General features: G+C 69.6%; 19 protein-coding genes and 2 pseudogenes. 8 read left to right on the top strand and 13 right to left on the bottom strand.

The annotated features are described in order from the left end of the window. Positions 1 to 90: 90 nt before the first annotated feature. From ACWEH3_RS10820 to ACWEH3_RS10810, 3 genes are all read right to left on the bottom strand, one after another. On the bottom strand, positions 91 to 1362 hold the full coding sequence (locus ACWEH3_RS10820; protein WP_450018548.1) for a DUF5933 domain-containing protein: 1272 nt from the start codon (positions 1360 to 1362) through the stop codon (positions 91 to 93). Positions 1363 to 1652: 290 nt separating this feature from the next. Continuing rightward, on the bottom strand, positions 1653 to 3023 hold the full coding sequence (locus ACWEH3_RS10815; protein WP_450018550.1) for an amidase: 1371 nt from the start codon (positions 3021 to 3023) through the stop codon (positions 1653 to 1655). A 221-nt stretch (positions 3024 to 3244) separates the two neighbouring features. Continuing rightward, entirely contained in the window at positions 3245 to 4465 is a 1221-nt protein-coding gene (locus tag ACWEH3_RS10810) for a PucR family transcriptional regulator (RefSeq protein ID WP_450018552.1), read from the bottom strand. A gap of 396 nt (positions 4466 to 4861) precedes the next feature. Here ACWEH3_RS10810 and ACWEH3_RS10805 point away from each other — a divergent pair, with 396 nt between their 5' ends. Both ACWEH3_RS10805 and ACWEH3_RS10800 read left to right on the top strand, forming a co-directional pair. Next, on the top strand, positions 4862 to 5338 hold the full coding sequence (locus ACWEH3_RS10805) for an HAD-IIIC family phosphatase (RefSeq protein ID WP_450018554.1): 477 nt from the start codon (positions 4862 to 4864) through the stop codon (positions 5336 to 5338). A 149-nt stretch (positions 5339 to 5487) separates the two neighbouring features. After that, positions 5488 to 6489, top strand: coding sequence for a helix-turn-helix domain-containing protein (locus tag ACWEH3_RS10800; RefSeq protein WP_450018556.1), 1002 nt, complete (start codon positions 5488 to 5490; stop codon positions 6487 to 6489). On the opposite strand, the gene ACWEH3_RS10795 is transcribed toward ACWEH3_RS10800, so the two are convergent. Continuing rightward, positions 6454 to 7332 (bottom strand): sigma-70 family RNA polymerase sigma factor, encoded by an 879-nt coding sequence (locus ACWEH3_RS10795; RefSeq protein ID WP_450018558.1) that lies wholly within the window; start codon positions 7330 to 7332, stop codon positions 6454 to 6456. The genes ACWEH3_RS10800 and ACWEH3_RS10795 overlap by 36 nt on opposite strands. Before the next feature lie 105 nt (positions 7333 to 7437). Between ACWEH3_RS10795 and ACWEH3_RS10790 the strand changes: the two genes are divergently transcribed. Beyond that, positions 7438 to 7785 carry a DoxX family protein gene (locus tag ACWEH3_RS10790; RefSeq protein ID WP_450018560.1) on the top strand — a complete coding sequence of 116 codons (348 nt, stop codon included), beginning with the start codon at positions 7438 to 7440 and terminating at the stop codon, positions 7783 to 7785. Positions 7786 to 7798: 13 nt separating this feature from the next. On the opposite strand, the gene ACWEH3_RS10785 is transcribed toward ACWEH3_RS10790, so the two are convergent. From ACWEH3_RS10785 to ACWEH3_RS10755, 7 genes and pseudogenes are all read right to left on the bottom strand, one after another. Continuing rightward, the gene (locus ACWEH3_RS10785) at positions 7799 to 9385 is read right to left on the bottom strand and encodes a GMC family oxidoreductase (RefSeq protein ID WP_450018562.1); all 1587 of its coding nucleotides are present in this window, start codon (positions 9383 to 9385) and stop codon (positions 7799 to 7801) included. 105 nt (positions 9386 to 9490) lie between these two features. Further along, complete coding sequence (locus ACWEH3_RS10780; RefSeq protein ID WP_450018564.1) at positions 9491 to 10069, bottom strand: TetR/AcrR family transcriptional regulator; 579 nt, start codon at positions 10067 to 10069, stop codon at positions 9491 to 9493. A gap of 33 nt (positions 10070 to 10102) precedes the next feature. Further along, complete coding sequence (locus ACWEH3_RS10775) at positions 10103 to 11572, bottom strand: FAD-dependent oxidoreductase (protein ID WP_450018566.1); 1470 nt, start codon at positions 11570 to 11572, stop codon at positions 10103 to 10105. A 14-nt stretch (positions 11573 to 11586) separates the two neighbouring features. Beyond that, positions 11587 to 11991, bottom strand: coding sequence for a carboxymuconolactone decarboxylase family protein (locus ACWEH3_RS10770; RefSeq protein ID WP_450018568.1), 405 nt, complete (start codon positions 11989 to 11991; stop codon positions 11587 to 11589). Beyond that, a pseudogene (locus tag ACWEH3_RS10765) lies at positions 11988 to 12867 on the bottom strand (NAD(P)-dependent oxidoreductase). The gene ACWEH3_RS10770 and the pseudogene ACWEH3_RS10765 overlap by 4 nt, the downstream one beginning before the upstream one ends. Then, the gene (locus ACWEH3_RS10760; protein WP_450018570.1) at positions 12864 to 13616 is read right to left on the bottom strand and encodes an SDR family oxidoreductase; all 753 of its coding nucleotides are present in this window, start codon (positions 13614 to 13616) and stop codon (positions 12864 to 12866) included. The pseudogene ACWEH3_RS10765 and the gene ACWEH3_RS10760 overlap by 4 nt, the downstream one beginning before the upstream one ends. A 33-nt stretch (positions 13617 to 13649) precedes the next feature. Beyond that, positions 13650 to 15116 (bottom strand): aldehyde dehydrogenase, encoded by a 1467-nt coding sequence (locus ACWEH3_RS10755; protein ID WP_450018572.1) that lies wholly within the window; start codon positions 15114 to 15116, stop codon positions 13650 to 13652. Between the two features lie 339 nt (positions 15117 to 15455). On the opposite strand from ACWEH3_RS10755, the pseudogene ACWEH3_RS10750 reads away from it, so the two are divergent. The 5 genes and pseudogenes from ACWEH3_RS10750 to ACWEH3_RS10730 all read left to right on the top strand — a co-directional run. Further along, a pseudogene (locus ACWEH3_RS10750) lies at positions 15456 to 15638 on the top strand (cytochrome P450); the annotation flags it as partial. Further along, a complete protein-coding gene (locus tag ACWEH3_RS10745; RefSeq protein WP_450018574.1) occupies positions 15638 to 16444 on the top strand; it encodes an SDR family oxidoreductase in 807 nt (268 codons plus the stop codon). The pseudogene ACWEH3_RS10750 and the gene ACWEH3_RS10745, both read left to right, overlap by 1 nt. A gap of 9 nt (positions 16445 to 16453) precedes the next feature. After that, positions 16454 to 16651: a ferredoxin gene (locus ACWEH3_RS10740; RefSeq protein WP_450018576.1), complete on the top strand. Its 198-nt coding sequence runs from the start codon at positions 16454 to 16456 to the stop codon at positions 16649 to 16651. Between the two features lie 139 nt (positions 16652 to 16790). Further along, the gene (locus ACWEH3_RS10735; protein ID WP_450018578.1) at positions 16791 to 18383 is read left to right on the top strand and encodes a succinic semialdehyde dehydrogenase; all 1593 of its coding nucleotides are present in this window, start codon (positions 16791 to 16793) and stop codon (positions 18381 to 18383) included. A 138-nt stretch (positions 18384 to 18521) separates the two neighbouring features. After that, positions 18522 to 19007, top strand: a complete 486-nt coding sequence (locus ACWEH3_RS10730) for a glutathione peroxidase (RefSeq protein ID WP_450018580.1) — start codon at positions 18522 to 18524, stop codon at positions 19005 to 19007. Between the two features lie 144 nt (positions 19008 to 19151). On the opposite strand, the gene ACWEH3_RS10725 is transcribed toward ACWEH3_RS10730, so the two are convergent. Together ACWEH3_RS10725 and ACWEH3_RS10720 are read right to left on the bottom strand one after the other, a co-directional pair. Then, entirely contained in the window at positions 19152 to 20516 is a 1365-nt protein-coding gene (locus tag ACWEH3_RS10725) for an NtaA/DmoA family FMN-dependent monooxygenase (protein WP_450018582.1), read from the bottom strand. Positions 20517 to 20535: 19 nt separating this feature from the next. Continuing rightward, positions 20536 to 21570, bottom strand: a complete 1035-nt coding sequence (locus ACWEH3_RS10720) for an LLM class flavin-dependent oxidoreductase (RefSeq protein WP_450018584.1) — start codon at positions 21568 to 21570, stop codon at positions 20536 to 20538. Between the last annotated feature and the right edge of the window lie 125 nt (positions 21571 to 21695).

The following is a 21695-nucleotide window of genomic DNA, read 5'->3' as shown; positions in this document are numbered from 1 at the left end:
GCGCCCGGCCCCGTCAGGCCCGTCGGCACTGGGTCACGGACGCGCAACCCTGTCGGGCTCTACGCGAGGTACCCCGCACCGGGCGAATGATCAGCGCGGCGGCTGATGCACCGCCGGGGCCGGGCTGCTCGCTTCGGCCGACGATGTACCGAACCACGTCATGTAGAACAGGATCGCCAGCGCACCGAGCGCGCCGAGGAGCACGATGCCGGACGGTAGGGGGTGCGTTGCCATCGGCACGGCGAAGAAGCGGATGCACAGCAGCACGCCGGCGCAGACGCCGACACCCATGGCCACGATCCGGACGCGCTGGTGGTCCCAGCCCCGATCCGGGTCGCGCAGCGCGGATTCCACCGTCAGGCACAACGCCGCGCCCACGACCAGGTCGATGCCGTAGTGCGCGCCCAGGCCGAGCGTCGCGACAAGCGTGCACACCAGCCAGAACGCCCCGCCCCAGCGCAACCACAGCGGGCCGCGCCGGGAGTGGATGAACAGCGACAGCGCCCAGGCGGTGTGCAGCGACGGCATGCAGTTGCGCGGCGTGATGCCGTCGAAGCGCAGCGCGTCGATCGAGGACGGCACGGCCGGAACGACATTCGGCCAGACGTCGGCGATCTCGAAGCCGAGCCCCTGCGGTCCGTAGGCGAGCACCGGCCCCACCACCGGGAAGACGACGTACCAGATCGGCCCGACGAGGCCGAGGGTCAGGAACGTGCGCACCAGGTAGTGCCGTGGCCACGCGCTGGTCGTCACGCCGCGTAACTGCCAGGCCGCGACCAGGACCGCCGCCAGCGGAAGCTCGAAGTACACCCAGCGCACCACACCCGTCGCCACCGGTCCCGCCACCTCGAGCGCGTGCCCGACCAGCCAGGACGGGCTGCCGAGGGCGCGATCGGCGACTTGCACATACGGATCGAGGACTGTCGGGCAGGCCCACGCGGTGATGTCCAGCCAGATCTCACTGATCTTCGTCGCCGCGATCAGCAGCGCGCCGAAGGCGATGGTGCGCAACGCCGTGCGGCGTCGTTGTCCGTCCCACCGCACGAACGCGAGCACCGCCAGTGCGGTGAGCACGATGGTCGGGCCGTTGCCGACCGTGAACGGACGCCCCTCGGCCGTCCTGATCAGGACGAACGCCAGGTCGATGCCGATCGCCGCGGCGACGGCGCCCAAGCGTGCGCGCGCCGTGATCCCGACCACGGCCAGCAGGAATCCCGCCCACGGTGTGGTCGCCGATTTCGGCGTTCCGGCGTAATCCCGCAGCAGGCTGGTCAGCGGGCCCAGCGCCCCGATGTGCGCGGCCATGAGTTCGCCGCCGATCAACGCGACCACGATGGCCGCGACAGCGCACCACACGACCATCGGCCGGAACCGACGCTCTCGGAGCTCTTCGATACCCACACGCTCGCCCGGTGGGGTCAAGCTCCCTCGCACGTCGTTCACAAGCACCGGAACATCGTAAACACGACATTAACGGCGTATGTACGCGGCGATGCCCGCGCGCTGGCGAGAGCGCGCCGCTCGCTGCCGGATCGATCGAATCCCGCTGGTGTCGAAAGGTTTTCGCGTGATCGTCGAGCGGCTCCTCGAGGAGGAGGAGTCCTTCGTGGACGTGGCGGCGCCGACTCGCGCCGCTCGGCGGTGACGGTCGGCTAGGAAATTGCCGGGTCACCGAGTGGAGCGTGCCGCTGCCACGGGCGGATCCGCTCCAGCTGCGCGGCGACCGCGAGCAACGTGGATTCGCCGCCGGGCGACGCGGCGAGCTGCACGCCGATGGGCAGTCCGGTGTCGGACTGCCCGGCGGGGACAGAGATCGCCGGGTAGCGGACGGTATTGAACGGCGGGGTGAAGGGAACGAAGCGGGACACGTCGAGCATTGTTCGCAGAAACCCTTCGCCGGCGAAGGTCCCGACCGGCACCGGCGGGGTCGCCAGCGTAGGCGTGAGCAGGAGATCGTGCTCGGCGAACCACGCGGCGAATCGTTCGGACTGCCGCTGCGCGGGCGCGTCGGGCACGCGCTGCACCCGGCTGATCATCCGTCCGGCCCGGGCCACCTTGCGGGTCAGCGGTTCCAAGAGGTCCGCGCCGAGGTCCCTGGCGTCCTCGGCGACGCCGGCGAAATAGCGCGCCAGGAAGGCGAACGCGTCCTGCGGCCGCCACGGCGGCGCCACCTCGATAACGGTGTGGCCCGCGTCGCGCAGCCCTTCGGCCGCCGCCAGCATCGTCGTTCGCACCTGCGGGTCGACGGACGCTGCGACCACCGGTGGACGCATGGTCATCCCGATTCGCAGCGGCCGCGCGGGCGCGGGCGGTGCGAGATAGCGGTCGTCGGCCGCGAGCACTGCGAAAAGCAGGGCCGCGTCGGACACCGTGGTCGCCAGCGGTCCGAACGTCGACATGCCGAGCCAATTGGAGCCGAGTTCGGGCGGGCGGGGTATCACGCCGTCACCAGGCTTCAAGCCCACGAGCCCGCAGCACGACGACGGAATGCGGATCGAACCGCCACCGTCGGAACCGACCGCGAGCGCGGCCATTCCGGCGGCGACCGCCGCGGCGCCGCCACCGGTGGACCCGCCGGGAGTATGCGTGAGAAGCCACGGGTTGCGGGTGAGGCCGTGCGCGGCGCTCTCGGTGACCGGCCACTGACACAGCTCGGGCACATTGGTCTTGCCGATCAGCAGCGCACCCGCCGCGCGCAGCCTGCGTACCAGCTCGCTGTCGGACTCGGCCGCGGTCTGCCGCGCCGCGCGCGATCCGTGTCCGGTCACGCATCCGGCGAGGTCGAGATTGTCCTTCACCGCCACTGGAACTCCGGCCAGCGGGAGGTCGGCGAGATCGCCGCGGGTGGCCAACGCACGGGCCTCGTGGCGGACCTGCTCGTGGCGCACGATCCGGAAGGCGTTGACCCGCGTGTCCATTGCCGCGATGCGGGCCAAGTGCTCGTCGGCCACCTCGAGCGGTGACACCGTCCGGCTCCGGACCCCCGCCGCGATGTCGCCCGCTGACGCGCCCACCCATGTCATCGCAACCTCCTGGTAACTCTGGTTGCGACGACCTGGGCTGTACCGCCGCCGGCCTTCGTAACTCGTGGCTCACGGTAATCGTCGATCCGTGACACCACAACGACCAGCGCCTTGTCGTTCCCGCGCATGGGAACGGGCGGCCGGGCGAGTGATTCACGCGGGGGGCGTCGCGGTCCGCCGCCAACCGCGGACGGCGACGAACTCGTGAACGTGTCGAGCGATCAGGTCGTGCGATACGTGCGGGCGACGAGTGCCGAGCGCAGATACCACAGACCCGACGGCTGGGACGGATCGAATCCGGTGAGCTGTCCGATCCGTTTGAGCCGGTAGTCGACGGTGTTGGTGTGCACGTGCAGCACGCGTGCCGTGCGCTGCCGGTTGAGGTTGTTGGCGATGTGCCGTTGCAGCGTCTCCAGCAGTTCCGGGTGCGCGTCCAGCGGATCCAGCAGCGAGCCGAGGTACTCGCGGCCGGGCCCCGGTCTGGTCAGCTGATATTCCAGCGCCAGCTCGTCGAAGCGGTAGAGCCCGGCCACCGCTTGCAACCGCTGCACCATGTCGAGCAGTTCGTGCGCCTGGTCCGCGGCGGTGGGAATCTTCTCGGGGGTGGCCTCGACCATGGTCGCGGTGACGCCCACCTGCGCGGCGTGCGACAGCTGGGTGACCAGGGTGTCGAGCTGCTCGTTGTTCAAGTGGCCCGACGGGATGAGCACCGTGCCGCCGTCCACGCTCAGCAGCGACAGCGCGGCCTCGCCGCAGCGCGTGGCCAGCTCGGCCTGGACCCGCCGCAGTTTCCTGCGGGCGACGACCTTGCCGTCGACCATCGGATTGCGTTCCTCGCGGTGCGGCGGAATCGCCACGGCCAGAACGGCGTACGAGGAGGCGATGGCGATGCCGCATTCGCGCGCCATGGTGGAGGTGCTGTGCCCGCCGAGCAACGCGGAGGTCAGCGTGTGCACGGCGGTGTGGTGCTCGCTGACCACCGCGCGCAGCTCGCGAACGTAGGCCATGGAGACCGCCGAGTTGATCATGTCGAGCATCTCGACGACCATCTTGGCGCCGTCGACGAGGTCGTCGTAGTCCTTCATCGTCGCGTCGGACACCACCAGCTCCAGGCCCATCTTGAAGCCTTCGTGGATCGAGTGGTGGATGGTGTCGATCGGTACTCCCTCCCGCGCCCATCCCGCGGCGGCGTCACCGAGCCGCTGGAGTTTCTCCGGGAGGTCCTTTCCGTCGAGCATGCTCACCGCCAGCTCCAGGCAGACCCGGGTGATGGTGGTGACGTCGCCCGCGATGGCGTCACCCGGTAGGGTTCCGCACGGGATGACGTTCTCGACGAAGTGGCCGACCATCTGACGCGATAGCCCGCGAACGTCCTTCAGCGGCGACGACATCGGCTTTCCCGACAGGGTCAGGCTCGGCCGGGCCGAACTGTCGACGGACATTGGCGACTCCCTTCCGCCCACGATTGCTGTGCAGCGCATTCACACTAATCTGTTGATCTCTTTCGCGGACCCGATCGACGGGTTCTGTGAGAGCGGGTGAGACCGTTCGACAGGGAGTTGTGAGCGGTCACAGCAGCTGGACATGCGACCGATGTCCGATGGCCGCCAGGCCATTTCCGGCTCGGCCCACCGGCTCGCCGCCGGGTGCCGAGGGCAGCCGGTTCGGTCGTTGCCGCGAGGCGCGGCCGACATGCCGGTAGGATCACCCGCGCCGGTCATGGCCATGTAACCAGGGTCTCGTCCGGCACGTGTCGTGTCCTGGATGGTGTGCAGTGCCCATCTGTCGCGCACGCCACGGCGGAAAGGCAGTGATGACGCAACGATAGGGGCAGGGCGATGACACCGGCTCTGAGATGTCTTGTCTGGGAAGTGGACAACACCTTGTGGGACGGTGCCGTGTGCGACGCGACCGTCGGCGCCTTGCGGCCCGCCGCGCTGCGCACCCTGCGCGTGCTCAGCGAACGCGGGATCTGGCACGCCGTGGCCAGCCGCGGCGAGCGTGAGTGGACGCTGGACAAGCTGTACCGGCACGGCGTCTACGAGATGTTCTCGGCCGTCGAGATCGGTTGGGGCCCGAAATCTTCGGCGATCATCCGAATCGCGCGCACGCTCGGCCTCGGACTCGACACCATCGGCTTCATCGACCACGAGCCGGTGGAGCGCGCCGAGGTGGCGCGTGCGCTTCCTGCCGTGCGGTGTTATGCCGCCCGGAACGCCGACGTCCTGCCGGTGCTGCCCGATTTCCGGCCCGTCTTGCGCACCGGGCCCGCGCCGACGCCGCCGCTCGGATTCGCCCGCGTGCCCGTGCGCTGAGTGCGTACGCGCGGCGCGCCGATGGAATCCGGCGGCCGAGCCGTCCGCTACGGCTGGGACTTCCCAGCGTCGCGAGGTTCGCGCGGCAGCCGTATCGGTCTGGCTGGTAATACGATATGCGGTGGATCCAGCGGCGATAGGTTCTCACCATGAAGTGCTACGGCGTGACCGCCAACGACGCTCAATCGTGGACCGCGATCGCCAACGGTTTCGTTCCGATGGACTACCGGTACGGCGATCCCGAACGGTGGTACTCGGGCATGACGGTGCAGGAATCGGCCGCCTACCGGTTGTTGCGCTGGGAACAGCGCGGAACGAGTACCTCCTATCGCACCCGGACCAACATCCGCCGCGGTCCGTGCGACGACTTCTATTGGGTGGTCATCCCCGAGCGGGGCGTGTACTCGGTGACCTATCGCGGCGAGGAGACGCGGGCGCGGGCGGATCAGGCCGCGGTGACCGCACTCGACGACCTGTGCCAGATCCATATCCCGCTCTTGTCCGCCTTCGCCATGCAGCTGCCCCGGGCCGAACTCGATCATCGCGCGGGACCGCTCGCCGAACGCGGTATGACGATCGACCTGAACTCCGGACTGGGCAGGATCACCCAGGCCATGATCCGCAGCACCCACGCCGAGCAGTCGAATCTCTCCGACCACGAGTTCAACGCGGTCTGCGACCGGATCGCCGAATTGCTGAGCCTGATCTCGCTCGGCGAAACCCATCCGCAGCGCGGTCATCACGCTCAGGTCGTCGCGCAGATCCGGCAGTACGTGCGCGCCAACGTCGGCCGGGACGACGTCCGCCTGCCCGCGGTGGCGCACGCGCTGGGCTGGTCGCCCCGGCAATTGCGTTCGGTGCTGCAGCAGGTCGGCACCACCTATCGCGACGTGCGGCGGGAGGAGGCCTTGCGCGCCGCGCGCGATCTGCTGGACGATCCCACCCGGGAGGATCCCATCCGCGAGTTGGCGATTCGCGCCGGATTCACCCCGGCGTGGTTCTCCGCGGCGTTCAAGGCCCGTTTCGGCGAGACGCCGCGAGAATTCCGGCGGCGCCGAGCCGCGGAGCGCGCCGAGCCGGATGCGGCCGGTGCGCTGAAACGGGGCGGATCGAAATCATCGGGGCAACAGGCTGATCGAGAGCCCGCGTAGCCGGGACGGATCGGCGGTCACTCGGTATCCGGCCACCCGGGCGCCGTGCACCGTGACGGTGAGCGCCAGCAGCAGCCTGCCGCGCGGGGCGACGACGATACCCGGGTGACCTTCGACCAGCGCGAGCGCCGCCACCCGCGAACGTTTCTGCAACAGTACGGTTTCCGCGGCGACCGAACCCGCGCCGCGCACGGTCGTGGCTACTCCGGCGGGAAGTGCGGCGGCGTCGGCCGTCCGGACCACGTCGGGCGCCAGGACGGCCAGCAGTCCGTCGAGATCGCCGCTGCGCGCCGCGCGCAGGAACGCCTCGACGACATGCCGCTGCGCGGCGAGCTGCGGGCCCGCCGTGACATCCACGCCCCGCACGCGCTGCCTGGCTCGGCTGGCCAGCTTCTTGGCGGTCGGCGTGGTGCGGCAGACGATCGGCCCGATCTCGTCGAACGGCACCGCGAACAGGTCGTGCAGGACGAACGCGACCCGCTCGTCGGGGCCGAGCCGGCCCAGCACCACCAGCAACGCCCGGCCGACCGACTCGATCAGGACCGCCTCGCGCTCCGGCTCGTTCTCCTCGGCGCCGCTGTCGAGCCGCGGCGGGTGGTCGAGCGGTTCCTCGCGCCGCGCCGCCCTGCCACGCAGCATGTCCAGGCAGATCCGGGACACGACGGTGGTGAGCCAGCCCGGGAGGTTGCGCACGTCCTCGACGTCGTGGCCGGCCAGCCGCAGCCAGGTCTCCTGCACCGCGTCGTCGGCCTCGCTCGGTGAGCCGAGCATGCGGTAGGCGACCGCGTGCAGATGGTCGCGCTGCACCTCGAATTCCCGCGCCAAGCCGTCTTCGGTGGGCATCGGTCACCTTTCCGCTCCGTGGTCCGTCATCGGGATGACGGATTCGACAGCTCAAAGGTGACCGGCGTCCGGACCGGGCGCGGCACCTGAGGAAAGGGTATTGCCATGGACATCGCCTACGTCGTCGCCACAGTGCTCGCGGGCGCGGCCGCCTTGCTCGCGGCCGGGATCGATGTGGTCCGCGCCGAGTGGGTGCGGACGAACATGCGCGCCTATGGAATCCCGGATTCGTGGCTGACGCCCCTGGCCGTGGTCAAGGCGCTCGGCGGGGCCGGCCTGCTGGCCGGTCCGGCGTTTCCGCCGATCGGTGCGGCCGCGGCGGCCGGGCTGGTGCTCTACTTCGTGGGCGCGGTGCTGACCGTGGTCCGAGCGCGGCACTACACACACATCGGATACCCACTGCCGTATCTCCTGCTGGCCGCCGCATCGCTCGGACTGTTCGTCGCGTCGTAGGCGAGAGGACCCCCTACCCGGCGAGGATGAACGAGGCCGCCTGCTCGCCGATGAACACCGCCGGTGCGTGCGTGTGCCCGCGGATGATGAGCGGCATCACCGAGGCGTCGGCCACCCGAAGCCCTTGTACGCCACGCACTTCCAGCAGGGGGGTGACGACGCTGGCGGTGTCGGTGCCCATGCGGCAGGTGCCCACCGGGTGGTAGAGCGTGTGCGCGTAGGAGTTGAGGGTCAGCTCGAGCACGGCTTCCGTTTCCGCCGGCGCCTGCGGCGGGTAGATCAGCGGGCCGAGGACCGCCTTCATCGACGGCTCCGCGGCGATGGCGGCGCACACGCGCAGCCCGGCCATGATGGCGGCGCGATCCGCGCCCGCGGTGTCGGACAGGTAGCGCGGATCGATCAGGGGCTTGACGGAGGGGTCCGCGTCGGACAAGGCGATCCGTCCTCGGCTCTGCGGGCGCAGCAGCACCGCCGCCAGGATCACGCCGTGCTCGGTCGGGTCCTGCAGCCCCTCGTAGTAGAACGGCGCGGGCGCGAAGACCAGCTCCAGATCGGGGAACTCCAGATCCGTCCTACTGCGGATGAACCCGTACGCCTCGCCGACGTTGGAGGTGAGCATGCCGCGATGCCGGATGAAGTAGTCCAGCAGTTGGCGCGGCTTCTCCGCGTCGAACAGCGAATCCCCCGCGACGCCGTAGCCGATGCCCGCGACCAGGTGGTCCTGCAGATTCGCGCCCACCTCCGGCGCGTGGTGACGCACCTCGATGCCGTGGCGGGCGAGTTCGTCGCGGTCGCCGATACCGGAGAGCATCAGCAGCTGCGGGCTGTTGATCGCGCCGCCGCACAGCACGACCTCGCGCCGCGCGGTGACCGTGTGCGTGACACCGCCCTGGCGGTACTCGACGCCGACGGCGCGCGTGCCGTCGAACAGCACCCGGGTGGCGAGCGCTTCGCTGCGGATCGTGAGGTTCGGACGACGCAGGGCGGGCCGCAGATAAGCGTCCGCGGTACTCCACCGGCGGCCGCCGCGCTGGGTGACCATGGTCTCGGTGAACCCGTCCGGCTGCGGCCGGTTGGGCGGCTCCACCTGGTAGCCCGCCTCCTGGACCGCGGCCAGGTAGGCGGCGGTGAGGCCGCGCGGGCTGCGCTGGCGGGAGACGTGCAGCGGACCGTCGGTGCCCTCGTCGGGATACTGGGCGTTCTCCACGCGTTCGATGCGCCGGAACTGTTCGACGGCCGCCGCGAAGCCCCACTCCGCACCCGCCAGCAGCGCCCACTCGTCGTAGTCGGCGCGGAAGCCGCGCACCCACATCATGGCGTTCATCGACGAGGAACCGCCGAACATCTTGCCGCGCGGCCAGTAGATCTCGCGGTTCTTCAGCTCCGGTTGCGGCTGCGTGAGGTAGTCCCAGTCCACCTCGGAGCGGAACAGTTTCGCGAACCCGGCGGGTATGTGCGCGAATTTGTTCTTGTCCGGCGGGCCCGCCTCCAGCAGCGCCACCGTGGTGCCCGGATCGGCGCTGAGCCGATTGGCCACCACCGCGCCCGCCGATCCCGAACCGACGACGACGTAGTCCGCGGAAAGCTCACCAGATTGCACTTTTCCCACTCCGATCTGCACCGACTACGGCAAAGATACGAGCAAGCAGGCGTCGTGCGGCCCGGTTTCGGGTAACCGGCTCGAAGTCGTCCGGCATTGTCCGCGCTACCGCAGGATCAACAGCGCGGAGGTCTCGATCCGGTCGGCGATCTCGGAGTACGACCCGTAGCCCATGCCCGCGCGCACCAGCGCGCCCGCGTAGAGCAATTCCAGCGACTCGACCACGTCCGGGTCCGGGTCCGGACCGAGGGCGCGGATGATGCGCTTGCGGATCTCGGCGCCGATGCGTCCGCGCAGATGCTCGACGTCGGGATCACGGCCCAGCAGCGCGCTGGTGACCGCGCCGGAGAGCTCCTGCTCGTCGGCCACCAGCATCGCGATGTTCCGCAGTTCGGCGACCACCCGGACGGTCGGGTCCGGGTCCTCGCTGACCGGCGACGGCGACGCGACCAGCCGCCGCCAGAAGATCTCGGCGACCAGATGCTCCTTCGACGAGAAGTAGGTGTACGCCGTGGCCGTCCCGACCCCGGCAGCCGCGGCGACCATTCGGATGGTCATGCCCGCGAACCCTTCCCGCGCGAGCACTTCCACCGCCGAGCGGGTCAGCTTGTCGACGGTGTCGGCCTGTTTGCCGGAGAGCCTGCGGCGAGTCGCCTCGAGAATGACGGAATCGGGTTCGGACATGTGTCTGGATCCTACTAGGCGGATCGGAACGGTTCAGTTCTTGGCCGCCGCGATACCGGCCCGGCGTCCGTAGAAGCTGCCGTCGCCCAGCGACGCGCCGCTGACGTAACCGCCCGCGCACAGGCCGGAGGTGCACCGGCCCGCCGCGAACAGCCCCTGGATCGGCTCCCCGGAGACGTGCAGCACCCGGGAATCGAGGTCGGTACGCAGTCCGCCGAGGGTGAAACCGGCCGTGCAACCGCGCATGTCGAACGCCGCCACCGATCCACGCAGCGGGCGCAGCCATTCCGGCTTCTTGCCCAGCAACGGGTCCTCGCCGTTGGCGGCGTGCAGGTTGTAGCACTCCACCGTGGCCTGCAACGCCTGGCCGGGCAGCCCCATCTCGGCTTCCAGCTCGGCGATGGTTTCCGCCACCCAGGTCGGGGGCCTGCGGAAGAACGGCGTCGAGGTCTCGGTGGTCAGCGCCTCCTCGTAGGACGCCTCGTCGATCACCAGGTACGCCTGGTTGTCCTGCTGGATCAGCGTCGCCTGGCCGATCCGGCCGGGGTAGGTGTCCTCCTGGATGTAGCGCTGTCCGCGCCCGTTGACCAGGATGCCGCGCGCCAGCAACTGCGGGTCACCGAAGAAGGCCACCTCGGTCGCGTCCATGTGCGCCAGCTGCGCGCCGAGCGCCTGCGCCAGCCGGATGCCGATGCCGTCGTGTTCCTCGATCGCCGCGGCGGGCCTGCCGATCAGTCGCGGCGCGTAGCCTTCGATCATCTCCTGGTGATAGGCGAAACTGCCGGTGGCCAGCACGACGCCACGTTCGGCGCGGATGGCGACCGGCTTGCCGTAGCGGCGGGCGAGCACGCCGACCACGCGATCGTCGTCGTCGACGATCAGCCGCGCGATCCGCATGTCGTACTCCGCCCGCACGCCCAGTGCTTCCGCGGTGTCGGCCAGCGGTTTCATGAGCATCCAGCCGCCGCCCTTCTCCCCGGTGCGCTTGTCGTCCATCTGCGGAACATGGCCGCGGGGAGCGGGTTTCGCGATCGCGTTGAAGGGCGCGGCGTTCTCGCCGCCGGAGTACATCAGCCCCTCGTCGTGCGGCGGCTCCCACCCCGGCTCGCCCCAGAACGCCTCGCGGAACGGCACGCCGCAGGACACCAGCCAGTTGAAGTGCTCGACGCTGCCGCGGGTGTAGTCGGCGATCTTCGCCTTGTCCACGCCGGGCCCCAGCGCCGCGAGCAGGAAGGTCTCCATGTTCTCGGGGGTGTCTTCGAAACCGAGGGCCTGTTGCAGCGGTGTGCCGCCGCCGAGGTAGATGAATCCGCCCGCCAGGGCGGCGGCGCCACCCCAGCCGCCGGTGCGCTCCAGGACCAGCACGTCCGCGCCGGCGCGGGCGGCCTCGATGGCGGCGCAGACGCCCGCGATGCCGTATCCGGCGATGACGACGTCGGCGCGATGGTCCCAGTTCTCGACTCGGCTGGCGCGCAGGGGGCGGATGGTGGTGGCGTCGGACATGGTCAACGGATCCTTCACTGCTCGGCGGGCGCGGACTGCGCGCGGGCGGCCTTCTTCTGCTGCGCCACAATCGTGCCCACCAGGATGTCGAGTTTGGTGCCGTTCGGCCAACCTACGTAGTGACACAGGAACACCGCGATCTCGTGCAGCTGGTCTTCGGTGAGTTCGCCGTTGCGCACCGCGGCCCCGATCTGGATGCCGGCGGTGTCGATCGCGCCCTGCGCCGCCAGCGCGCCGAGCAGCAGCAGCCTGCGGTCGCGGATGGTGAGCCCGGGCCGCGACCAGATGTCGGCGAAGAGGTGGTCGGCGGTGACGGCGAAGTGGGCGCCGGGGTATTCCTGGAATTCCGTGCCGTAGACCTCGGCCATCTTGGCCAGTCCGCGCTGCCGCGCGGAGTCGCCGGAACCGTTGTCGCTCATGAGGATTGCCTTTCCGATGCGGAGGTGCCCGCCCCGACGCCGAGGCCGTGGCCGAGCCGGTCGAGTGCGAGTTCGGCCAGCGGCAGCGCGGTGCCGAGCCGTTCGCCCAACTCCAGGGCGAGACCGAGGTCCTTCTCGCCGAGGTCACGCACGTGCCGCAGGATCGGCAACCAGAAGTCGCCGTCCTGGATCGGGGCGGTTGTGTCGCGCAGCATGATGGCGCCGGGCCCCCCGGTGACCGCGTCGGAGTGGCGCACCACCTTGCCGAGCGCGGTGAGGTCGAGACCGGCCGCCTCGGCCAGCCGTTGCGCCTCGGTGGCCGCGGTGAAGGAGACGAAGTGCAACAGGTTGCGCGCCAATTTCATGCGCGTGCCCGCGCCGACCGGCCCGGCGTGCACGATCAGGTCGGCGAAGCAGCCGAACGGTTCGCGCACCTGCTCGAACGCCGCCGCGCTGCCGCCGACCATGACCGCGAGCGCGCCGCGGGTCGCGCCGGGCGCGCCGCCGCTGATCGGCGCGTCCACCAGTTCGACGCCGCGCTCGCCGCAGACAGCGCCGAGTTCCTCGGCGGTGCGGTCGCTGATCGTGGAGTGCACGGCGACCACGGTGCCCGATGCGGCGGTCCGCAGCAGGCCCTCCGGTCCGGTGATCACCTCGCGTACCTGGGCGTCGTTCACCACGGTGATCGAGATGACGGTGGCCTGTCGGGCCAGCTCGGCCGCCGAGGCGACGGGAATTCGCTCCGGCCGCGAGGAACGGCTCGACCGCCTCGGGGCGCGTATCGCACACGGTCAGTCCGCCCGGCCATTCCAGTAGGCGCTCGGCCATCGGCGCGCCCATGTTGCCGAGGCCGAGGAATCCGATGCGGGGGCTCATGATCGCACGATTTGTCCGCCGTCGACGTTGAAGATCTGCCCGGTGACCCAGCTCGCCTCGTCCGACAGCAGGTACAGGCAGGCGCCGACGAGATCCTGCGGAGTGCCCATCCGCTTGAGCGGCAGGCGTTTGACGATGTCGTCGACGATCACGTCCGGGGTGACCGACTTGGTGGCGTCGGTATCGATCGGACCCGGCGCGATGGCGTTGACGCGGATGTTCGATCCGCCCAGCTCGAAGGCCAATTGCTGGGTCAGGCCGTTGACGCCGGTTTTGGCCAGCCCGTAGAAGCTGGAATACAGCCACGCGGCGGTGGAGGACTGGTTGACGATCGATCCGCTGCGGCGTTCGGCCATGTGCGGCCAGACGGCGCGGGTCATGACGAGCGCGCCGTCCATGTTCACGCTCATGAACTTCTTGTAGTAGTCCCACGGCACGGTCAGCAGCAGGTTCAGCTTCATCTCGCCGTAGATGGCGGCGTTGTTCACCAGATGGTCGATGGCGCCGAATTCGGCGACGGTGAAATCGGCTAGCGCGGTGGCGGATTCGGGATCGGACACGTCGAGGAGTCCGAACACCGCGGTGCCGCCGTCGGCGACGATCTTCTCGACCACCGCCGCGCCGCCTTCGGCGTTCTTGTCGGCGACGACGACGTTCGCGCCTTCGGCGGCCAGCGCCTGCGCGTAGGCGGCGCCGATGCCCTGCGCGGCGCCGGTGACGATGGCGGATCTTCCCGTGAAACGGGCCATGGAGTTCAGCTCCTCTGTGTTGTCCCGCGGCGGTCAGGCCGCGCTGGCGATGACTTTCGTCTCGAGGTACTCCTCGAAACCGGCGATGCCCATCTCGCGGCCGAGGCCGGATTGCTTGTAGCCGCCGAACGGGACGTCGGCGGAGTACCAGATGCCGCCGTTGACGCTCAGCGTCCCGGTGCGCACGCCTTCGGTGACGCGCCGGACGCGTTCGGGGTCGTTGCCCCACACCGAACCGGACAGGCCGTAGGGGGAGTCGTTGGCGATGCGGACGGCGTCCTCGTCTCCGTCGTGCGGGATGATCACCAGCACCGGGCCGAAGATCTCCTCGCGGGCGACGGTCGAGCTGTTGGGGACGTCCGCGATCAACGTCGGTTCGACGAAATAGCCGCGCTCCCGGTCCGGCCGCCCGCCGCCCACCACGATCCGGCCGCCTTCGGCGCGCGCGATGTCGAGGTAGCGTTCCACCCTGGCGCGCTGCCGCTCGGAGATCAGCGGCCCGCAGACCGTGCGCGGGTCGGCGGGATCGCCCGGCTCGATCCCGCCGAGCGTGGCCGCGGCCGCCTGGACCGCTCGGTCGTAGGCGGCGCGTGGCACCAGCAGCCGGGTGGACAGCGCACACCCCTGTCCCGCATGCACGCACACCGAGAACGCCGCCACCGAGCAGGCCGCCGTGATGTCGGCGTCGTCGAGCACGATGAACGCCGACTTGCCGCCCAGTTCGAGGAACGCCTTCTTCAATGTCGTCGCGGCGCCGGTCATGACGGCGCGGCCGGTGGCAGTCGACCCGGTGAAGCTGATCATGTCGACGCGCGGATCCGCGGTGAGCCGGGCGCCGAGCGTGTGGTCGGCGGAGGTCACGATGTTCACCACACCGGCCGGGATGTCGGTCTCCTCGGCGATGATGGCGCCGACCGCCGCCGCGCACCACGGGGTGTCCGGAGCGGGTTTGAGCACGACGGTGTTCCCCGCGGCGAGCGCCGGGCCGAGTTTGGCGAAGTTGATCTGATGCGGGAAGTTCCAGGGCGTGATCGCCCCGACCACACCGATCGGTTCGCGGCGCAGTACTCGGCGCGTCTCGATGCCCATCGGCGCGGCCACGCCCAGATCGGTTTCCCAGGCATAGCTTTCGGGGAGCCCGGCGGCGTAACCGAGGTCGGCGACCGGGCCTTCCAGTTGCGGGCCGCTCGTGAGCATCCGCGGTGCGCCGACCTCGGCGATCGTGATCTCGCGCAGTTCTTCGACATGGGATTCCACCGCGGTGCGCAACTGCGCGAGACAGCGCGCCCGGAAGGCGTGATCGCGCGACCAGTCCGTCTCGTCGAACGCGGTGCGCGCGGCGTCGACGGCCGCGTCGAGGTCGGCCGCGTTCGCGTCGGCGGCGAGGCCGAGGACCTCCTCGGTCGCGGGGTTCACCGTCGCGAAGACACCGTCGGCGCCCTCGACCAGCTTGCCGCCGATCAGCAGGCGGGACCCGTCGGCGGGCAGAAGGCTGCTCATGGATTACTCCGATACTGTCTGGACACGTGTACGGAATATAGTCTTGGAACGTGAACGGTGGCAATAACAGGTTCTAACTCTGCCATTCTCGCCGAGATCCGGGTGTCAGGTGGTCCGGCTTGTCTCGACTCTCGCCGGTGTTTCGCTCCCAAGCGGAGAGGTGAGCTCTGATCGGATGATTGTCGAGATAGAGTACGCGGTGGTAGTGTCCAGACACATGTCCAGCTATCTGTCTTCATTCGGGCTGCCATGCGGTGCCGCGTTGCGGAACGTGTTATCGGTTTGGGAGTGTGGGCGATGACGGCTGCGGTGGAGCCACTGGTGTTCGATCCGTATGACTTCGGTGCGGGTATGCATTTCTGTCTGGGGGCGCACCTGGCCCGTTTGGAAGCGACCGTCGCGCTGACCGAGTTCGCGTCCCGAGTGCGGTCCTACGACGTCCTCGAGTCCGGTATCGCCCGTATTCATTCGTCCAATGTGCGTGGCTTCGCGCACCTACCCATCACCGTGGAGAGCCGATAATGCCAAGATTCGCACCCCATCCGGAGCGCAGGCCCGCGCTCGTCGCCGGCGCCTCCTCCGGGATCGGCGCGGCCACCGCCGTCGCCCTGGCCGAACTCGGCCACCCGGTCGCGCTCGGCGCGCGTCGCGTCGAGCAGTGCGCCGAACTGGCGGACAAGATCCGGGCCGACGGCGGTGCGGCGTTCGCCCATCGGTTGGACGTCACCGCGCCGGATTCGGTGGAGGAATTCGTGCGTGCCGCCGAAGAAGCGCTCGGCCCCACCGAGATCCTGGTCTCCAGTGCGGGCGACATCGAGTTCGGGCAGGCGTACGCGATGGATCCGGAACGATTCGTGCGCCAGGTGCAGGTCCATCTGGTCGGTGCGCAGCGTCTCGTGCACCGGGTGCTGCCCGGCATGCTGCGCAGGCAGCGCGGCGACGTCGTGCTGATCAGTTCGGATTGTGCCTCCGAGCCGCGTCCGCGCACGGGCGCCTACAGCGCAGCCAAGGCGGGACTGGAAGCGATGGCCGCGCAGATGCGTATGGAGCTCGAGGGCAGCGGCGTCCGCCTGTCCCAGGTGCGCCCCGGACCGACCTTGACCGGCATGGGCATGGACTCCACGCCCGAGATCGTCGGCCCGGTGCTGGCGGACTGGAAAGCGTGGGGGTTCGCCAGGCATCCGTACATGTTGCGCGCGAGCGACTTGGCCGCCGCGGTGGTCGCGGTGGTATCCACCCCGCGCGGCTCGCACTTGGTGCTGGTCGAAGTGCAACCCGAGGCGCCGATACGTCCCCTCCCGGACGACGCGGGACCGAACGAACAGTAAGGAGTCACGATGCGAGTGCTCGCCGATCTGGATCTGTGTCAGGGGCATGCCGTGTGCCAGGACGAGGCGCCGGAGGCGTTCCACGTTCCCAAGCGCGGCAAAGTCGAGATTCTCGACGCCGCCGCGGACCCGCGGGCCCGCGGTGACGTACAGCGCGCGGTCCGCTACTGCCCGACCCAAGCGCTGTCGATCGTCACGGACGAATGAGCGGAATTCGTCCCTCGCGGCAGGTAGGCAGGGCGCGGCCGGGCGAATACGATGAATCCAAAATCGGAACGTGTTCTAATTCAGTCGCGCGGTCCGGCCCGGCACCTGCGGCGATGCCCGACGTCATGGAGAAGATCCGATGAGCACAGCACACACCGACAAGGCCGAGAGCACCTTGCCCGCCAGGTTCACCGGGGAACTGCTCGCCCGGCTGACCGGCCTGGTCGCCGCCGACGGTGGCGCGGCGCCATATGAGATGACCGAGGTCTATACCGGCGCGCCGGTCGGTGCGCTTCCGCAGTCATCCCCGCAGGACGTGCTGACGGCGTGCGCCGCCGCCCGGGCGGCGCAGACGGAGTGGGCCGCACTGCCGCTGCGCCGGCGGCTTCGGGTGTTCGAGCGGCTGCACGAGCTGATCCTCGGCGAGGTGGAGACCATCGCCGACCTCATCCAGATCGGGTGCGGCAAGACCCGTCGCATGGCCGTCGAGGAATCCTGCGATGTGCCCATGGTGATCAGCCATTACCTCAAGACCGCGCGCCGGGTGCTGCGGCCGAAGCGGCGCGGCGGCGCGATGCCGCTGATCACCTCCTCGATCGAGCAGCACCGGCCCAAAGGTCTCGTCGCCGTGATCGCGCCGTGGAACTTCCCCTTCGCCATCGCCCTGTCCGACGCCATGCCCGCGCTGATGGCAGGCAACGGCGTGGTCCTGAAGCCGGACAACAAGACCGCGCTGTGCGTGCTCTTCGGCGTCGAACTGCTGCATCGCGCCGGGCTGCCCCGCGGCCTGGTCCAGGTGGTGTGCGGTGAAGGGCCCGACATCGGGCCGACCCTGATCGACAGCGTCGACTTCGTCATGTTCACCGGCTCGACCGCCACCGGCCGGATCGTCGGCGAGCAGGCCGGTCGCAACCTCATCGGATGCAGCCTGGAACTGGGCGGCAAGAACCCGATGATCGTGCTCGCCGACGCGAACCTGGACGAGGTGGTTCCCGGAGCGGTGTTCGCCGCGTTCGCCAACTCGGGGCAGGCGTGCATGCACATCGAACGGATCTACGTGCACCGGTCCCTCCACGAGGAATTCCTGCGCCGGTTGGTCGCCGCGGCGGCGGAATTGAACGGAAAGATCGGCGGGGCGTACGACTACACGCCGGAGTTCGGTTCGCTGGTCTCCCCGCAGCATCTGGAACGGGTCGCCGCGCACGTCGACGACGCGCGGGCCAAAGGCGCCACCGTGCACGTCGGCGGGCAAGCGCGCCCGGATGTCGGTCCCGCTTTCTACGAGGCCACCGTGCTGACCGGCGTGACACCCGAGATGACCCACGCGACGCTGGAGACCTTCGGCCCGGTCGTCACCGTGTACCCGTTCGACGACGAGCAGGAAGCGGTGCGCCTGGCCAACGCCACCGACTACGGTCTCAACGCCAGCGTGTGGACCCGGGATGCGGCACACGGCGAGCGGATCGCCGCACAGCTGCAAGCGGGCAACATCAACATCAACGACGGCTTCGTCGCGACCTACGCCGCCAAAGGCACGCCGTCGGGTGGAGTGAAGCAGTCCGGAGTCGGCACCCGGCACGGTGACCAGGGCCTGTTGAAGTACACCGATACGGTGAACGTCGGCGTGCTGAAGAAGCAGGTGCTCGCCGCGCGGGCCGGTCAGCCTTACGACAAGCAGCTGAAGATGACCCTGATGTCGCTGCGGCTGATGCGCCGGACCAGGTTGCGCTGAAAGCTCGTAGGCCGATGCGCCCGCGGCGGTCGGAAACCCGGGAAAGCTCGTAGGCCGATGCGCCCGCGGCGGTCGGAAACCCGGTGATCCGGTAGCGTGGCCGTCGGGGTGGATCTACGGAATCGAGAACGGATACCTATGAGCCTTCGAGAAGTCCCGCTACGCACGCTGTCCGGCGAGTCGACGACCTTGGCCGACTTGGTCGGCGACCGCGCCGTGCTGCTGGTGAACGTGGCCTCGAAATGCGGGCTGACACCGCAGTACTCCGGCCTGGTCGAACTGCACGAGTCCTACGGCCCGCGCGGTTTCAGCGTGGTCGGCGTGCCGTGCAACCAGTTCATGGGTCAGGAGCCCGGCACCGCGGAGGAGATCCAGCAGTTCTGTTCCACCACCTACGGCGTCGACTTCCCCTTGCTGGAGAAGACCGACGTCAACGGAGATGAGCGCCACGCCCTCTACCAGACCCTGGCCGACACCCCCGACGCCGAAGGCAACGCCGGCGACATCCAGTGGAACTTCGAGAAGTTCCTGATCGACCGCGACGGCAAGGTAGCGGGCCGCTTCCGGCCCCGGACCACCCCCGACGCACCAGAATTGGTCGCCGCCATCGAATCCGTGCTCTGACCGAACGTGAAACCGGAGCCGCCGTCCATCCGGGACGGCGGCTCCGGTCGTATCCCTTCACGAATGGCGCATCGCTGCGGCGAATCGCGAGTAGACCTCTCGATGGTGTGCCACTCGACAACTTCGGGCTCGGCTGTCGTGCGGTCAGGAGCGGCGGGTGAGGGGTTCGCGTAGGCCGAGGTGGGCGCGGAGGGTGGTTCCGGTGTATTCCGTGCGGTAGACGCCGCGGTCTTGGAGTTCGGGGACGAGCCAGTTCACGATTTCGTCGAGGCCGGTCGGGACCAGGTAGGGGGAGATGTTGAAGCCGTCGGTCGCGCCGTGGCGGACCCAGCGGGCCAGTTCGTCCGCGACCTGGGTGGGGGTGCCCGCGAAGCCGGAACGTTCGGTGGAGGCGATCACGACTTCGCGCAGGGAGAGGTTTTCCGCCTCTGCCCTGGCTCGCCATTCGCGTGCGATGGCGATCGGGTCCTGTCCGGAACGCGGTGCGCCTCGGGTCTCCGAGATCGGGCGGGGCTGCGGATCGTCCGCGGGCAGAGGGCCGTCGGGGTCGAGGCCCGACAGGTCGCGGCCCCAGATCTGGCCGGCCAGCGACAGCGCGGTCTGGCCGGTGTACTGGCCGCTCTTCACCCAGCGCACTTTCTCCTCGACCTCGGATTCCTTCTCCGCCAGGATGATCTGCGTGCCGGGCAGGATCCGGATGTCGTCCTCGGGGCGGCCCGCCGCGCGCAGGCGTGCGCGGATGTCGTTCGCGAAGGCCAGCGCGTCGTCGAAATGCGTTCCGTGCCTGGAGAAGATGACATCGGCGTGCGCAGCGGCGAAATCGCGCCCGGTGGGTGAATCACCCGCCTGGAAGATCACCGGATGCCCTTGCGCGCTGCGCGGCAGCGTGGGGGTGATCGTCACGTCGAAGTGCGGGCCGGTCCGCACCACCGGATGGATCGCCTCGGCACGCGCCCACGACGGGCTCTGCTGCGAGGTCGCGATCGCGCCGTCGTCCCAGGCGTCCCAGATCGCCCGCACCGTGGCGACGAACTCCCCGGCGCGCTCGTAACGCAGCGCGTGGTCCAGGAATCCGCCGCGCCGGAAGTTCGCGCCGGTCCAGGCGTTGTCCGTGGTGACCGCGTTCCAGCCCGCCCGGCCGCCGGACAGCAGGTCCAGGCCGCCGAGTTTGCGCGCCAGGTCGGCGGGCTCGTTGTAGGTGGTGTTCTGGGTGGCCACCAGGCCGATGTGCCGGGTGACGCCCGCCAGCGCGGCGAGCTGGGTGATCGCGTCGGGGCGGCCCGCGATGTCCAGTTCCAGGATCGCGCCGTCCTGCTCGCGCAGGCGCAGGCCCTCACCGAGGAAGAACGCGTCGAACAAGCCGCGCTCGGCGGTCTGCGCGACCCGGCGGAAGGTTTCGAAGTCGATCTGCGAGCCGCTGGACGGGTCGGACCAGATGGTGGTGTGATTCACGCCCTGGAAGAAGACGCCGAAATGGACCTGGGCGTCGGGCCGCGGGAAGTCGGTCACGGAAACGATCTCCTGACGATCAGCGGGTGGTCGCGTAGCGGTTGGCGGGACGGTTCAGGCCGAGGTTGGCGCGCAACGTCGAACCGGGAATGGGACGGCGGGCGACCCCGGTGCGCAACAGCGCGGGCACGACTTCGCGCGCGAGCACGGGGAGGTCCTCATCGATCACGGCGAGGTGCAGCCGCACTCCGTCCAGATGCGCGCTGAGCTCGGTCAGCAGAGCGGTCAATTCTCCGGCCGAGCCGGAGAACGCCAGGCGGCCGGGCGAACCGGAGACTTCGCCGAAGCGTCGCGCGGCGGGCGTGCCCGGAATGTCCAACGTGACTTCGATTTCTGCGAATGCCAGCGCATCCTCGGCCGAACCCGCCGCCACGGCCGCCGCGACGGAATCGGCGGCGACGAACCGGACGTCGACCTCACCTTCGGCGCCGAACACCACGGGCCGGCCCTGTGGCGGCCGCGGCACGATCGCCGGTCCTTTCACCGAGAAGGTCTCGCCTTCGAAGTCGATGTAGTGCAGCTTGCTGCGGTCCAGGAAACGGCCACCGGCGTAGTCGCGGATCACCGCGTCGTCCTCCCATGAGTCCCACAGGCGGCGGGCCACTTCGATCGAATCCCGTTGCTCGCGAGCCAGATCGGCATCTGCTGTCACCGGTTGACGTCCCCAGGTGGCGGCGGCGCGCGGATCGTCGACGCGCTCGGCGATCCATCCGGCCCGTCCCCGCGAGGCGTAGTCCAGCGACGCCACCTGCGATGCCGTGTGGAACGGTTCGGCGTAGGTGGTGGCCACGGTAGGAACCAGACCGATCGTGCTGGTCGTTGCCGCGACGAAGGAGGCCCGCGTCACCGCGTCGATGCGACCGGGAATCTCCTGCCCCGGCAGGATCGAGTCGGCGAACGTGGCCAGGGTGAACCCGGCGTTCTCGGCGGCGGCCACCCGCCTGTGCACGGTATCCGCGGTGAGCAGGCGGTCCGGTGCGTGTGCCGCCCGCCGCCACGCCTCGGGGCGGAACCCCTCTCCGTCGAGTTCTACACCGAGCGCGAAAACGCCCATCCCGCACCTTCTTTCATCCCGCGAACGATGACGCGACGACCGGTGGCCCGAGCCGGGGCCCCTGCCGCGCGGGGCCCCCCCCGGCCCCCCCCATCCCGCAAAAGCCGCAGGGGGGGCCCCTACCG

The sequence above is a fragment of the Nocardia sp. NPDC004718 genome (assembly GCF_053601535.1).
This window is presented reverse-complemented; position numbering and strand designations above follow the sequence as displayed.

What these genes read in the sequence shown, in the direction of transcription:
- ACWEH3_RS10820 (WP_450018548.1), bottom strand. Translation starts at nt 1,362, where the DNA reads ATGGTCGTGTGGTGCGCTGTCGCGGCCATCGTGGTCGCGTTGATCGGC.
- ACWEH3_RS10755 (WP_450018572.1), bottom strand. Translation starts at nt 15,116, where the DNA reads ATGAGCAGCCTTCTGCCCGCCGACGGGTCCCGCCTGCTGATCGGCGGC.
- ACWEH3_RS10790 (WP_450018560.1), top strand. Translation starts at nt 7,438, where the DNA reads ATGGACATCGCCTACGTCGTCGCCACAGTGCTCGCGGGCGCGGCCGCC.
- ACWEH3_RS10735 (WP_450018578.1), top strand. Translation starts at nt 16,791, where the DNA reads ATGAGCACAGCACACACCGACAAGGCCGAGAGCACCTTGCCCGCCAGG.
- ACWEH3_RS10780 (WP_450018564.1), bottom strand. Translation starts at nt 10,069, where the DNA reads ATGTCCGAACCCGATTCCGTCATTCTCGAGGCGACTCGCCGCAGGCTC.
- ACWEH3_RS10740 (WP_450018576.1), top strand. Translation starts at nt 16,454, where the DNA reads ATGCGAGTGCTCGCCGATCTGGATCTGTGTCAGGGGCATGCCGTGTGC.
- ACWEH3_RS10815 (WP_450018550.1), bottom strand. Translation starts at nt 3,023, where the DNA reads ATGACATGGGTGGGCGCGTCAGCGGGCGACATCGCGGCGGGGGTCCGG.
- ACWEH3_RS10800 (WP_450018556.1), top strand. Translation starts at nt 5,488, where the DNA reads ATGAAGTGCTACGGCGTGACCGCCAACGACGCTCAATCGTGGACCGCG.
- ACWEH3_RS10770 (WP_450018568.1), bottom strand. Translation starts at nt 11,991, where the DNA reads ATGAGCGACAACGGTTCCGGCGACTCCGCGCGGCAGCGCGGACTGGCC.
- ACWEH3_RS10810 (WP_450018552.1), bottom strand. Translation starts at nt 4,465, where the DNA reads ATGTCCGTCGACAGTTCGGCCCGGCCGAGCCTGACCCTGTCGGGAAAG.
- ACWEH3_RS10760 (WP_450018570.1), bottom strand. Translation starts at nt 13,616, where the DNA reads ATGGCCCGTTTCACGGGAAGATCCGCCATCGTCACCGGCGCCGCGCAG.
- ACWEH3_RS10795 (WP_450018558.1), bottom strand. Translation starts at nt 7,332, where the DNA reads ATGCCCACCGAAGACGGCTTGGCGCGGGAATTCGAGGTGCAGCGCGAC.
- ACWEH3_RS10805 (WP_450018554.1), top strand. Translation starts at nt 4,862, where the DNA reads ATGACACCGGCTCTGAGATGTCTTGTCTGGGAAGTGGACAACACCTTG.
- ACWEH3_RS10745 (WP_450018574.1), top strand. Translation starts at nt 15,638, where the DNA reads ATGCCAAGATTCGCACCCCATCCGGAGCGCAGGCCCGCGCTCGTCGCC.
- ACWEH3_RS10720 (WP_450018584.1), bottom strand. Translation starts at nt 21,570, where the DNA reads ATGGGCGTTTTCGCGCTCGGTGTAGAACTCGACGGAGAGGGGTTCCGC.
- ACWEH3_RS10730 (WP_450018580.1), top strand. Translation starts at nt 18,522, where the DNA reads ATGAGCCTTCGAGAAGTCCCGCTACGCACGCTGTCCGGCGAGTCGACG.
- ACWEH3_RS10775 (WP_450018566.1), bottom strand. Translation starts at nt 11,572, where the DNA reads ATGTCCGACGCCACCACCATCCGCCCCCTGCGCGCCAGCCGAGTCGAG.